General features: G+C 47.5%; 16 protein-coding genes. 5 read left to right on the top strand and 11 right to left on the bottom strand.

Annotated elements, in window-relative coordinates; all coding sequences use genetic code 11:
- Nucleotides 1-43: 43 nt before the first annotated feature.
- The 3 genes from DYB02_RS09480 to DYB02_RS09470 all read right to left on the bottom strand — a co-directional run bounded on the left by DYB02_RS09480 (nucleotide 44) and on the right by DYB02_RS09470 (nucleotide 2,694).
- Complete coding sequence (locus DYB02_RS09480; RefSeq protein ID WP_023584202.1) at nucleotides 44-682, bottom strand: flavodoxin family protein; 639 nt, start codon at nucleotides 680-682, stop codon at nucleotides 44-46.
- A gap of 87 nt (nucleotides 683-769) precedes the next feature.
- On the bottom strand, nucleotides 770-1,708 hold the full coding sequence (locus DYB02_RS09475) for an alpha/beta hydrolase (protein ID WP_025605355.1): 939 nt from the start codon (nucleotides 1,706-1,708) through the stop codon (nucleotides 770-772).
- A gap of 71 nt (nucleotides 1,709-1,779) precedes the next feature.
- The gene (locus DYB02_RS09470; RefSeq protein ID WP_025605357.1) at nucleotides 1,780-2,694 is read right to left on the bottom strand and encodes an alpha/beta hydrolase; all 915 of its coding nucleotides are present in this window, start codon (nucleotides 2,692-2,694) and stop codon (nucleotides 1,780-1,782) included.
- Between the two features lie 128 nt (nucleotides 2,695-2,822).
- Here DYB02_RS09470 and DYB02_RS09465 point away from each other — a divergent pair, with 128 nt between their 5' ends.
- Nucleotides 2,823-3,740 (top strand): LysR family transcriptional regulator, encoded by a 918-nt coding sequence (locus DYB02_RS09465; protein WP_025605359.1) that lies wholly within the window; start codon nucleotides 2,823-2,825, stop codon nucleotides 3,738-3,740.
- A 110-nt stretch (nucleotides 3,741-3,850) separates the two neighbouring features.
- Here the strand turns inward: DYB02_RS09465 and vscU are convergent, their stop codons facing one another.
- From vscU to vscN, 8 genes are read right to left on the bottom strand one after another with little or no spacing between them, the layout of a single operon-like run.
- Nucleotides 3,851-4,906 (bottom strand): SctU family type III secretion system export apparatus subunit VscU, encoded by a 1,056-nt coding sequence (vscU, locus tag DYB02_RS09460; RefSeq protein ID WP_017448968.1) that lies wholly within the window; start codon nucleotides 4,904-4,906, stop codon nucleotides 3,851-3,853.
- Nucleotides 4,907-4,921: 15 nt separating this feature from the next.
- A complete protein-coding gene (vscT, locus tag DYB02_RS09455) occupies nucleotides 4,922-5,707 on the bottom strand; it encodes a SctT family type III secretion system export apparatus subunit VscT (RefSeq protein WP_005464642.1) in 786 nt (261 codons plus the stop codon).
- Nucleotides 5,704-5,970, bottom strand: a complete 267-nt coding sequence (gene vscS / locus DYB02_RS09450; protein WP_005464497.1) for a SctS family type III secretion system export apparatus subunit VscS — start codon at nucleotides 5,968-5,970, stop codon at nucleotides 5,704-5,706. Before vscS ends, vscT begins: the two co-directional genes overlap by 4 nt.
- 13 nt (nucleotides 5,971-5,983) lie before the next feature.
- Entirely contained in the window at nucleotides 5,984-6,634 is a 651-nt protein-coding gene (gene vscR, locus DYB02_RS09445; protein ID WP_005377232.1) for a SctR family type III secretion system export apparatus subunit VscR, read from the bottom strand.
- Nucleotides 6,631-7,617 (bottom strand): SctQ family type III secretion system cytoplasmic ring protein VscQ, encoded by a 987-nt coding sequence (vscQ, locus tag DYB02_RS09440; RefSeq protein WP_011105899.1) that lies wholly within the window; start codon nucleotides 7,615-7,617, stop codon nucleotides 6,631-6,633. Before vscQ ends, vscR begins: the two co-directional genes overlap by 4 nt.
- Nucleotides 7,593-8,933: a type III secretion system needle length determinant VscP gene (gene vscP / locus DYB02_RS09435; RefSeq protein WP_029853108.1), complete on the bottom strand. Its 1,341-nt coding sequence runs from the start codon at nucleotides 8,931-8,933 to the stop codon at nucleotides 7,593-7,595. Before vscP ends, vscQ begins: the two co-directional genes overlap by 25 nt.
- 9 nt (nucleotides 8,934-8,942) lie before the next feature.
- The gene (vscO, locus tag DYB02_RS09430) at nucleotides 8,943-9,404 is read right to left on the bottom strand and encodes a type III secretion system central stalk protein VscO (protein ID WP_029804582.1); all 462 of its coding nucleotides are present in this window, start codon (nucleotides 9,402-9,404) and stop codon (nucleotides 8,943-8,945) included.
- On the bottom strand, nucleotides 9,401-10,723 hold the full coding sequence (vscN, locus tag DYB02_RS09425) for a SctN family type III secretion system ATPase VscN (protein WP_029804583.1): 1,323 nt from the start codon (nucleotides 10,721-10,723) through the stop codon (nucleotides 9,401-9,403). The genes vscO and vscN overlap by 4 nt, the downstream gene beginning before the upstream one ends.
- Before the next feature lie 186 nt (nucleotides 10,724-10,909).
- Between vscN and vopN the strand changes: the two genes are divergently transcribed.
- From vopN to vscX, 4 genes are read left to right on the top strand one after another with little or no spacing between them, the layout of a single operon-like run.
- Nucleotides 10,910-11,803 carry a SctW family type III secretion system gatekeeper subunit VopN gene (gene vopN / locus DYB02_RS09420; protein ID WP_029804584.1) on the top strand — a complete coding sequence of 298 codons (894 nt, stop codon included), beginning with the start codon at nucleotides 10,910-10,912 and terminating at the stop codon, nucleotides 11,801-11,803.
- Nucleotides 11,784-12,068: a TyeA family type III secretion system gatekeeper subunit gene (locus DYB02_RS09415; RefSeq protein WP_005464474.1), complete on the top strand. Its 285-nt coding sequence runs from the start codon at nucleotides 11,784-11,786 to the stop codon at nucleotides 12,066-12,068. Before vopN ends, DYB02_RS09415 begins: the two co-directional genes overlap by 20 nt.
- On the top strand, nucleotides 12,055-12,426 hold the full coding sequence (gene sycN / locus DYB02_RS09410) for a type III secretion chaperone SycN (RefSeq protein ID WP_017448973.1): 372 nt from the start codon (nucleotides 12,055-12,057) through the stop codon (nucleotides 12,424-12,426). The genes DYB02_RS09415 and sycN overlap by 14 nt, the downstream gene beginning before the upstream one ends.
- Complete coding sequence (gene vscX, locus DYB02_RS09405) at nucleotides 12,426-12,803, top strand: type III secretion system protein VscX (protein WP_005464441.1); 378 nt, start codon at nucleotides 12,426-12,428, stop codon at nucleotides 12,801-12,803. The genes sycN and vscX overlap by 1 nt, the downstream gene beginning before the upstream one ends.
- Nucleotides 12,804-12,806: the final 3 nt, after the last annotated feature.

Raw genomic sequence — 12,806 nt, 5'->3', positions numbered from 1 at the left:
CTCCCTTTTTGCCTATTATATTGCCGCTTAAACAGTGCCATGTTTAACGTGAACTTATTGATTGGGGGGTGAGATGGTCAAACGCGGCTAACATTTCGTCTGTAGATAACTGGTCTCCCATTCTTCCTCGTTTTACATATTGATGCTCGAAGCTTGTTGCGCCTTTGGCTCGAACTAATGCAGCAAATTCGTCAATAAAGTGTTGTTCAAATTTACTATTGAACGAGTTAAACAATATGACCCGTTTGTTGGTTAAATCGTTGTCTTTCACAAATTGCCAAATAGGTGGGGCTGGACTGTATAACCAAATAGGAGAGCCGAGATAAACCGTATCGTAAGAGGAGAGGTCGATATGCTGTGGGACGATCTCTGCCACATTACTTCTGGCATCTTTCAACGCACTTATCCATCCTGGAATGCCGAGCGCGTAGCTTTTGGCAAAAATTTCATAAACATGCCCATTTGTTTTGTTGGCAATATGTTCGGACAGAGTGGCGGTATTCCCTGAGCGAGAGAAAACGACGATTGCGGTTTTAGACTCACCGGTTAACGAGTGCTGCAGATGTTGCTGCTTTTGTTTGTGCTTGCGGTATTGTGAGTTTTCGATTTGAGTAACGACGAGAGCAACCACCATCAAAAGTACGAACAATATAAATAGAACGATGAGCGTCCATCGAAACATAGTCACTGACCTATGGCTATTAACTGGGAAATAGGAATAACAGAGAAGTAAGAGTGCGACCGGTTTGGTGGCACTCTTGATTTCAGATTACTTCAAATGCTTATCCAAGAAGGGCGAGACTTTCTCCATTGCCATTCCAACTGCTTGTGGATGGTCATACAACTCATAGTGAGACCAGCTTTCTAGATCAACTAGTTGGCGATCCTTTGATGCGACAGCTCGACCATAAACCTCCTGACCATCACGATAAGCGCCAAACGCTCCCACTTTTTGACCAATCACGGTCATCACTGGTTGAGTTAATAAAGTTTCAGTGAAGGCAAAAGCATCCCAACTTAGGGTTTTCTGAGCATGAGAAAACAACATGCGCGTGGCTCCGCCTTCAGTCTGTCCGCGAGGCGTTTTATAGTAGTCAGTCGCCTCAAACACATCGCGCTCAGTTAAGCCATTTTCTTTGGCAAACTCTAGGTTTGGTGGAAGAAGTTCGTTGACTTGTAATTCTCCGCCGCGAGCTTCAGCGGTACGCTGTGCCGCCATTGCTTCCAGCGTGCCGTTTGGGTTGTACAAGCTGAATCCTTCACGGAATAAGCGTCCCACATTGACTGGCGTAATGCCAACTACCGCTTTCAAACGTTTTTCTGTTAAAGCGGCACTGATGACATAAGCCCCGCCACCGCAAATTCCCAAGCCACCAATTCGAGTTTCATCGACATACGGCAGGGTTACTGCGTAGTCGATAACGCGACTGATGTCTTCAACGCGTTGGCTTGGGTCTTCAACATAACGAGGTAACCCTCCAGATTCACCTTGAAAACTCGCATCAAAGGCGATCACCACGTAACCAAGCTCAGCTAATGCTTTTCCGTATACCGCGCTTGACGTTTGCTCTTTGCAACTGCCAAATGGGTGAACGCTTATCATGGTTGGGTAACGTTTGGATTCATCAAAACCTTCAGGTAGTAGAATAAGTGCCGCTATATCCCAAGCCATATCTGCGTTTCTGAATGTTACTTTTTGAGTGTTCATATCTTTGTTCCTAGTTTCAAATTTGGCTCGAGATCGCAGAGCCAAACTATCTGGTATCTCAAATCAATCTGTTAAAGCGTGCGTTGGAAAAACGGCGCTAGAGCTCCAATCGCTTCTGCTATAGGGGTTTCACCATCATAAAGATCCATGTGATTTGCGCCGTCAACGACATGCATGTGTTTATCCGTACTCGCCGCTCGTTCCATTAGGTCATCGCTCATCCATTTGCTGCCAGCCTCGCTACCGACAACGGTCAGCAATGGCTGAGTCAAGAACGCTTCTGCTTTGAAAAACGCATCGTAAGTGATGATTTGATTCAAACTACGTGCGGTTGCAAAGCCCGGCGCTGTGCAATATGCCGCGCGATCGGTGTGGTAATACTCCCACGCTTGGCGTAACTCTTCGTTTGGTGCGTCTTCTTCTTTTAACGGTGCCATTGGGATTGTGACAAATTCAGCACCGCTCGCGTCTGAAGTTCTGGCGAGTGATCCCGCCTCGATGTAAGGGATGGCGTCGCTGTCTTTTACACTGTTATCCCAACCATTACGGAACATTTGACCGATATTAACCATGCTGACGGTACCGACAGCCTTAATGCGGCGGTCATTAATCGCTGCGTTCGCGGTGTAACCGGCACCTGCACAAATCCCCATTGCACCAATGCGTTCGTTATCTACGTAGTCAAGAGTGGTGAGATAATCGATAACGGCACTCACATCTTCGGTACGAATGTGAGGGTTTTCTAATTGGCGAGGCTCACCTGTACTTTCGCCCTGAAACGATGCGTCGAATGCGATAGTCACGAAGCCATGTTCTGATAGTTTTTTCGCGTAGGTTCCCGCTGTCTGCTCTTTAACGCCGCCACCAGGATGAGAAACAACAATGGCAGGATACGGTTTAGATTCATCAAAGTTTTCAGGAACGTTAATCACCGCTGCAATAGAGATGCCCAGACCATTTAGATTTTTGAAAGTAACTTTAGACATAACGAAATTCTCCTGTAGCGTTTCACTGTTTTGTCTCGTGGGGCGTAAGCCTTGAGTTAATACTAGTGAACGAACTGTATTAGATAAATATCGTTTTACACACATGACTGTTAAGTTATACTTAACAAATGGCTATTGAACCTTCCCTAATATCTTCACTAACGTGGTTTGCGCATGTAGCGCGCCATCGTAGTTTTACGAAAGCCGCCTCCGAAATGGGAGTGACGCGGGCTGCATTGTCGCAGCATGTGAAAGGGCTAGAAAAACAACTTCAAGTCAGGCTGCTAAATCGCACGACACGAAACATGTCTCTGACCGAAGAAGGGCAGCGCTTGCTCGACACCCTTCATCCTTCATTGACCAATATTGAGCAAGCCCTAAATTCGCTGAATGATTTACATATCGAGCCAGCGGGGCTCATTCGTATTAGCGCTTCTAGAACAGCCGCTCGGCTTCTTATCGAACCGCACTTGGGGGAGTTTTTATCTCGTTATCCGAAAATACGTTTAGAGCTGATCATGGATGACGGTCTGACAAATATTGTTGCGGAAGGGATGGATGCAGGAATACGTTTAGGTGTTAGCTTGGATGAGCACATGGTCGCGATTCCAATCACTCCAAATCTGACAAACGCGATAGTCGGTTCTCCAGATTACTTCAAGCGATATGGCAAACCTGAAACGCCGAATGACTTAGAGTATCACAACTGCCTCGCGTACCGTTTTACCTCAAGTGGTACACTCGACCATTGGTCACTCACGTCTCCTGATGTTGATAAACATACTGTGATATTTGAACCGAAAGGCAATGCGGTGTTCAACGACGATTACAGCATGTTGCAAGCTGCTATTCAGGGTGTGGGACTTATCAAGCACATTGATTTATGGGTATTGAAGTATCTTGAAGAAGGGAAACTGGAGCGCGTTTTTGTTGATTGGTGTAAACCGTTTCCGGGCTTTTATCTCTATATCCCTTCACGTGAAAACATGCCCAAGAAAATCCGCGTCCTTATGGATTTTCTGATTGAAAAGCGCGCTGAGCTTTAGGTTTACAAGTAAATCATACGTGCTTTCTGCAGACGTATCCGTGCTAGAAATGTTAAATCAACCTGAGTTTTATTAAGGACAAAGCGACGTACTTTGCCCTTTGAATAAAACTATCTTTGAGTACCATCAGATTCCAATGATGCCAGCCAACGGAGCACTTCTGCCGTGGCTTCAATTAATTCGCTTGGGATGTATTGGTCAACGTTTCCGTCGGCATAAAGCGCACGCGCTAATGGCACTTTTTGCATTACTGGCACGCCTTCTTCTCGCGCAATTGCAATCATGCGTTTAGCCATCGCATCGGTTTCCATCAGAGTGATGACAGGCAACGGTGTTTCGCCTTTTTTGTAGTACAGACCAACCGCGATGTGAGTCGGGTTCGTTACTAATACGTTGGAGCGCTTAACGTTTTCGCGTTGATTAGAAGCTTGAAGTTCTTGATGAAGCTGACGGCGTTTACTTTTGATTTCCGGGCTGCCTTCCATCTCTTTGTATTCACGTTTCACTTCGTCCTTGCTCATTTTGAGCTTCTTCGTGTGGTCAAACTTCTGGTAGGCAAAATCTGCCGCAGCGATCACGACAAAACCAACCGATGAAATGATCATCAATTGTTTAATCATAACTCCCGTCACCGCAGGGACACATTCCAATCCACAAGTTGGAATTTGCATTAAGGTGTTGATGTTGCCCCGCAGCGTAACCCAAATGATGCAGGAAAGCAGAGATACCTTGAGTATCGACTTGATGAATTCAATGACGCTTTTTAGCGAGAAGATGCGCTTTGCGCCCTCGACAGGGTTGATTTTCTTAATGTCGGGCTTGATGGACTCGCCACTAAAAAGAAAACCAAACTGTCCCATGTTAGAAAAAATAGCGATAAGCGCGGCGACCAAAATAATTGGCGCGAGGAGGTAGGCCATCTCTTTGGCGATAGCGATGGCAACATCGATCAATGCGTCTTGAAAGCCTTGATATGCGAGCTCGCTTGGAAGCAAAAGTAGGGCAGAGATGTGCGACATGTAGTAATCGGCAAAGGCAAACAGCACGGCGATGAGTGCCAGAATTAACGCCGAAGAGACGATCTCTTGGCTCTTCGCGACTTGTCCTTTTTTTCGGGCGTCGCGGAGCTTTTTGGCGGTGGGTTGTTCGGTTTTTTCACCACTCATAGAACATCCTAACCTTTATTTCCAAATCGTGTTGAGCTGATCGCCAAAGCGAGTGATGCCATAAAATAGTGCTTCAAAGTGATCCATCATTAATCCGAGATAGACGATCAATAACACACTTGCGATGGCACTTTTGATGGGCATCGCCAAGAAGAAAACGTTGAGTTGCGGCGCAAATCGGCTGATCAGCGCAAGGCCAAATTCGGCTAAGAACATCGCGAGCACAAGTGGCGCCGACATTAAGACACCAAGCCACATTAACTGTTGAAACTGATCATAGAAAAAGCTTACCCACGCGTCCGTGACCATCGGAAAAAAGCCGAGTATTGGCCAAGTGGTGTAGCTTTTAAACAGAGCGTAGATAAATGCAACAAAGCCACCGCCCGAGAAGAACAAGGTGATCAACGTTTGGGTGAGTAATACCGCCGTTGGGGTGGATTGAGAACCCAGCGTTGGGTTGAACATGCTCGCCATCGCCGCGCCGCGTTGGTTATCCACCAAAAAGCCAGTGGCTTCAATCGCCCAAAAAGGAATGGCTGCGACAAAGCCAATCAGCATACCCAGCAAGACTTCTTTGCCTAGAATCACAATCAACCAAAGGCCGTCAGTTTCGGCGGGCAATGCTTGCTCGTTTACGACGGGAAAAATAAACAACGCAAGTGAGCAAAGTACGCCGTTACGGATCATTGCACCGCCAAGCATCTGTTTGCTCAAAATAGGCAGAAAGATAAAGCACGCCATGAGCCTTGGCAGCGTCAAGCTATAAAGAAACAAAGCTTGGTGTAAATCGTCGTAACTCATCGTATTTGTGGAATTTTATCCAGAGCGAGTGAGGCAAAAGCGTGCAGTTCTGCACCTAGCCACTGCGTTGTGATGAACAGGGTGATGATCACGGCAATGAGCTTCACGACAAACCCTAACGTTTGCTCTTGTACCTGAGTCAGTGCTTGGATCAGCGACACTAAGGTGCCGACTAATGCTGCGACTAAAATTGGCGGCAGCGACAAGAACAGAACCAAAGTGAGTGCTTGCGTTGTGAAATGGATGATTTCTGCAGGATTCATTCTCTCTCCTTCATCAACCGTAACTCAGCACTAAGCCGTGCGTGAGTTTTGTCCAGCCATCAAGCAAAACGAAAAGCAGTAACTTGAAGGGCAGAGAAATGGTCATCGGTGACACCATCATCATCCCCATTGCGAGCAGAATATTGGAAACAATCAAATCGATAGCGATAAACGGCAAGTAGAGTAGGAAGCCGATTTCAAAAGCCCGCGTTAACTCGCTGACCGTAAATGCAGGCAGCAACAGCAATAAGCTGTCGGATTCCAAACGGTCCACGTATTTTTGTGGCCACAGCGTGCGTGCTGCGTCGGTAAAAAATATCGCTTCGGTTTCACGGATGTGCTTTTTCAAAAACTCGCGATACGGCTGTAAACCACTTTCAATCAGGCCCTCAACGCTGGCAGAGTCTTCCAAAGAAATGTCGTGCTGTTTTACGTAGTCGTACGTTTCAAAGCCAACCGGTGCCATGATGAAAATCGACAAAATGATCGCCAAGCCATACAGCGCCATATTCGGCGGAATCTGTTGTACGCCAAGCGCATTTCGCAGCAGCGAAAACACGACCGCGAGTTTCACAAATGAGGTCGCCATCATGGCGATAAACGGGATCAATGCCAGCAACGCTAGGCTGACAATGAGGTTTAGCTCATCAGGTAACTGAATCATGCCGGCTCCTGAGTGCCGCCGAATAATTCAAGCACACGTACACCTAAATGATCGTTGACGTTTACCAGTTCACATTCACCAATGATTTTACCATTCGCGCGCAGTGTCACGGGCTTGGACACCGGTTGGTTGAGCTCGAAAACGTACCCAGGTTGCAGTTGGTTGAGTTGTTCCAGCGTGACGGTTTGGTGGCCGATGTCGAACGTGAGTTCCACAGGCAGTTGCTGGTGGTCGGTGAGTGTTTCGGATGTGTTTACGTCATTCATGTTGGTTTCTTTCTCAATGATGTAGAGGGTGTTGTCTTCAAGTTGACAACGCCACAGATTCTTATTGGATACCTGAACAATCGCTTGTTGCTGGGCGATGTAGCATTGGTCAAAAAAGATCACGTCTCCAAGCTCTAACGAATGGAATTGATTTAAGTCCAGGTGCGTTTTGCCAAGGCTTAGCCAGACAGGAAGGGCAATATGCTGAGTCAGTTGCGACGAGCATGGCGGCAGCGCATCAACTAAAACGCTTTGACCTTCACTTACCCACAAACAAAGTGATGCGCTCGGTTTGTTTAGCGTCAGCATTAAGGTATTGCGCTGCGTTTCGCTTTGTTCCAGCGGTTGTAATTTGCTGAGGATCGGTAACTGACCAAATAGGCGTTTGAACGCGTCAGCATGAGGCTCAATCTGCGTACTGAGCAGAGCTAACTGCAACGAGTTTGGGAGAGATTCAAACGCTGTCGCATTCAAAGTTGAGTGAAGCCATTGCTGCAGTTGCGCGGAACAAAAATCGACTTGAATGGTTTGTCCACCAACCAGAGTGGTCAAGCGGTAGCCAGAAAATTCCGGTTTTTGCGATGCGGTTATTGAGATGCTGTGCTCGTCACGTCCTTGAAAGTGGCATTGTTTAGCGCAGAGCTGATTGGTCAGCGCAATGCTCTCGGCATCGACTGTTGGGATGGTTAATTTCATTGATCCGCCTCGGGTTGCCATTCTTCATAAACGCTACGTTGTTGGCGTGATTGTTGTTGATCTTGCTGTGTGTGACCGTGTTGCGACGTCTGCTCGCTGATCGAGACGCGCAAAGGCTGTTCAAAGCCCATGCGGTTTAAACGTTCTGCCAGATCTTGCCTCGCTTGTTGATTGATGATGGAAAGCGCATGCTCTTGTCGAATCGTCACGCTATAACCTTGCGAATCTAACTTGATGTGGATTTCGCCACCTTTGAGTTGACCCTCGCTTAGAAACAATCGTACTTCTTTCTCATTCGATGCCGTTGGTAGGGCAACGTACACTTTATCCACCAATTGCTGAATCAGTTGGCTGACTTCACGAGTTGGTTGAGTAGGTTGTGGAGTCGAGATGCCTTTCAAAATCACATCGCCTTGAGTAATCGGTGTCGTGACTGGTTGATGCGCCGGCTTGTCATTGCTTTTTTCTGAATCCAGCATGGCTTTATCTAGCAATGTGCGCTCAGCCTTGCTCGCTTTGGGATGTTCATCATTCGGGAGTGGTGTTTTCAAATTACGCGAATTAAAGCCAAGTGATGAGTCACCCTCATGCTTGTTTACTTCAGTTTTAGTTGCAGTTTTGTGCACAGCTGAAGTGACAGGATGAGAGGCGAGTGACGCAGAAGCCGCAGACGCAACGGTTGTTGATGCTAATGTTGACGCTAAAGCGTCGGATACCGTTTCAATTGTGTCCGGCTTCGTTCCCGCAGTAGGAATGTGCTTAGTATCTTTCGGCGACTGTGTCGACTCGTGTAACTCTGCTGTTTTAGCAGTCGCAAGTTCGGTTTTAGAATCATCATGATCTTCGACTAAGCGTTCAAATGCGTCTTGCTCGTCAGCGTTTTTCTCACGCTTATTCGAAGGCTCCATTGGTAGTTTTTTATCACCGGTAGTAGGAATTCGAATGTCAGATTTCATGTGTGCGTCCATATCGCTTGGCGTTTTGTCTTGGGTGTTCAGAGCGATAGGTGACGACGTATCTGATTCGTTGTTTATATTTTCTGTGACGGCGTCACCACTTTGAACAAAAGCAGATTTCTCAGCAGTCTTACGTTGGTTGCTACTTGTCGAATGCAATGACGCAAGAGAGCGATCTGAGTAATTTTCAGTAAACGGTTTTTTAGCATCTAACGCAGCTTGATTGTTGGTTTCATTTGGCTGTGGTTTGGTTTGGTCTGGGTTTTCCTTGAGCGCACGCTCAAAACGCGATTGAAGCATGGCATGATCGTCAATCGGCATTGGAGATTGTGGTGAATGAGGCTGCGTACTTGGGGTATCCGTACTTGGTTTAATGCGCATGATGAACCTTTAGATAATATCGACAGTGCGAAACTCTTCTTGCTCGAGTTCTTCTTGGTACTGTTGTTGGCGCGATTGTTCCGCGATTTCTTGTTGTTGCAACTGAACGAATTTTTCTTTGGTTTTATGGGCTTGAAGGGCCTCTTGTTGTGTTTGTTTTAGCAGAGTGCGCTCTTGTTCTAACGTCACTTTTATTTCTGCTACGCGCTGCTTGAGCTCGGCTTCCCGTTCTCTAAGTAGGGCGATTTCTTGTCTTAGCGTTTCCAGCTCTTTAAGAAGCACGGTTTGCTGTTTGGCTTTCGCGAAGCGGCGTTCTTCCTCTTCCTGACGCCAAACGTGATAGTCCGCTACCGAGCGTTCTGCTTTTTGCAGCTCTGCCGCCACGTTGGCAACTCGGTATTCTTGGCGTTGAACGGCTTTATCGGCGCGGTCTGCACGAATTTTCTTAATTTCTAATAATCGTTCGATCATTGACCTGCGATGCCTTTCAGTTGAGCGATAGTACCTTCAAGGTCGCTTGGCTCATGGGTACCTTGACGTAAAAAGGCGCGAATATCGTCACTTTGCGCGATTGCCAGATCGGCACGCGGGTCAGCGCCATGTTGGTACTCGCCGATTTTGATAAGCAGCTCGACTTCTTCATATTTCGCCAACATTTCACGCAGATGCGCGGCAGATGCTTGATGATTCGGCTCGACAATTTGGTTCATCACTCGACTTGCAGAGCGGAGCACATCGATGGCCGGGTAGTGGTTCATCGCTGCCAATTTCCGCGAAAGGATAATGTGTCCATCCAGAATGGAGCGCGTTTCATCTGCGACAGGCTCGGTCATGTCGTCACCTTCGACCAATACGGTGTAAAGGGCAGTGATAGAGCCTTTGTCCGATTGGCCTGCACGCTCCATTAGTTTTGGCAGTGCGGCAAAAACAGAAGGCGGATAACCACGTCGAGTTGGTGGTTCGCCAGCGGCAAGGCCAATTTCACGTTGGGCACGAGCAAAACGCGTGACGGAGTCCATCAGCAGCAAAACGCGCTTGCCTTGGTCTCGGAAATATTCGGCGATAGAAGTCGCAACGAACGCTGCTTTTGCGCGCTCCATGGCTGGTCTGTCGGATGTCGCAACGACCAGCACTGAACGCGCCATACCTTCTTCGCCCAAGTCGTGTTCGATGAACTCTCGCACTTCTCGTCCACGTTCGCCAATCAGAGCAAGAACGGTTACGTCCACGTCCGCAGAGCGAATCAGCTTCGCAAGCAAGGTACTTTTACCGCCGCCAGCCGCAGCGAAAATGCCCATACGTTGGCCTTCGCCGCAGGTGAGCAAGCCATCTATGGAGCGAACGCCAAGAGAAATTGGTTTTTCGATCAATTTACGCTGCATCGGTGGCGGGGCATCACGATAAACGGGATACCAAGCACTTGGCTCTTGGCTTTGCGCACCATCGAAAGGGCGGCCCAGTCCGTCGAGGATTTTTCCCAGCAAGTGATCGCCGACACCGACTTCGTGCATTTTCCCCATCGGGCTCACCTCGGTATTGGATGAAATGCCAAACATGTTGCCAAGTGGGGTAAGCAGCGCGTGATGTTGTTGAAAGCCGACGACTTCAGCCAACAACGATAAGGTTTGATCGGGATTGCGCAGCTCACACAACTCTCCAACGCGTACGCCCGGCACCACAGCCTTGATGATGGTGCCGGTTACTTGAGTAACGCGTCCGCGAATTTGGATCAAACGCGTTTGTTTGATCGCAGATTGCTGAATATCGGTGATGTATGAGAAATCGTTCAATGTAAAAAATATGCGCAATGATTGATGCTGGGAGAATAGAAAGGATGGGTTGGTATTTATAGTGAATATTGGTCGGGAGTTTTTAGAAAACTGAAAACGCCCTAAAAAAACACGTCTGATTTTGACAGCCTGATAAAAACGCACTTCATATAATTCGCTTGTATTGTACGAAAGGAGTGCAAGTGAATGAGTATTATCAATAGTCAGATAGCAACCAACACCAAGTTTGATGCATCGGTCCGAAATGGATTGGACTCGTCTCGTGCGGACAGTGCCGTAAAAGGCAGTTATCGAGGTGAGACCGTGCGCGTGCACAACGCCACTCAATCGCTTTTTGACGCGATGGAAGAGCTCACATCACTTGGCTCCGAAAAAGCAGAAAAAGATCTCACCAAACGCAAAATAAAAGACGGTGGCGTTCGCGTTAACGAAGCGCATGAGCTGGTTTCTGATTACCTCAGAAAGGTACCTGATCTAGAGAAAAACCAAAAAATCAAAGATCTCGCAGCCAAAATGGCGGGTGGCAACATTTCGACCATCGCTCAGCTTCAAGCGTATTTGAATGGGTTTTCGGAAGAGAAAAGCCACCAATACTTAGCTCTAAAAGCGGTGAAGAAATACTTATCGGCCAATCCGGAAAGCAAACACTTATTGGCGCTGATTGACCAAGCGATCTTGAAAATCGAGCAGAACCCGGATTCTTGGTCGCAAATCGACACCGAAATCCGTGTTTCTCATTTCGCTGATGAGTTTAGCAAAGAGCAAGAGTTCAGCTCTCTTCATCAATTGCGCGGCTTTTACCGCGATACGGTGCACAGCTATCAAGGGCTTGGCTCTGCATATCAGGATGTTGTCGAGCGTTTTGGTGAGCAAGAAGTCTCTACTGCGGTGGACTTCATGCTGCAAGGCATGAGCGCCGACCTTAGCGTTCAAGGCAGCAACATTGACTCCGTCAAATTGCAACTGCTGATGTCCGACATGCAAAAACTCAAAACGTTAAACACCTTGCAAGATCAGGTAGGGCGGCTATTTCAAATGTTCAAACCAGAAAGGATGAGTCATGGCTTATCAGGCTTCTGATTTGATGGCTGACGTAATTGCTCTGGTCGAGCAACGTTGGGTCAGCAGTGAAGAGATTTGGAAGATCGCAACATCAATGGAGTTGGTGGCAATAGAACAGAAAATCGATTTTTTTCGAGAGCTGCACAAGTTGATACGACACATCCCCGTTGATGTATTTGCTGACGACGAACAGAGACAAAACCTAATACAAGCCGCACAAAAGGCGCTAGACGAAGCCATTGATTTAGAAGAAGAGGAAGCGTGGGACGATGAGTTGGATTGATGCATCAGTCGATGAGTTTTGCCGAGGAATGGGCTTAGATGCGGTGGATTTTTCTGCCGCAGGACGTGTGCAGTTGAGCTTTGAGCAAAGCGGCACATTGCACATAGAAAAACATCATGATCGACTTTTCCTTATGTTGGCGCGTGCGTTGTCGTGGCATCAGTCGAGCGAGCGTATTCAGCATGCGTTGCGTTTGTGCCATGCCGAACAGGGTTGGCCATTTGAAATGAAAACCGGTTTGCTCGACGACGAAACCTTGGTGTTTTCCGCAAAAATTGAAGGCGATGAAGTGACGCTGCCGACACTCGAACAAGCGTTCGCGCTTTTAGTGCGTCTTCACGATGAAGTGGCAAGTTGATGACCCGAGTTAGTACGTTAAATGTCGGCATTGAAGCCTTTACTCACGTTTCCCATGGTGAAGTCGACACGGATTTCCCCAAACGATTTCAGTTATTGCCGGATGGGCAAGCCGTCGCGACTCATTTGGAAAAACTGTATGACCTAAGACCGTCCGATCAATATTTGTTGGCGTTAGCGAAGCCAAAACTGAACCATTGTGAACTGCTTCGTCCAGAAAAGTACCGTCAGCAATTCGACAATACTTTAGCTCGTGTTCAGCAACTCGCACAGGAATCAGGCTCAGCGAACCTTGCTAAAGCCGCCGAAACGCTACAAAGCACACAACTGGACCAGCGTTACCTCACCATGGCGCTCAATCTTCTTATTCAGGTTTAACCC

It is taken from the genome of Vibrio parahaemolyticus (assembly GCF_900460535.1).
GTDB lineage: Bacteria > Pseudomonadota > Gammaproteobacteria > Enterobacterales > Vibrionaceae > Vibrio > Vibrio parahaemolyticus.
This window is presented reverse-complemented; position numbering and strand designations above follow the sequence as displayed.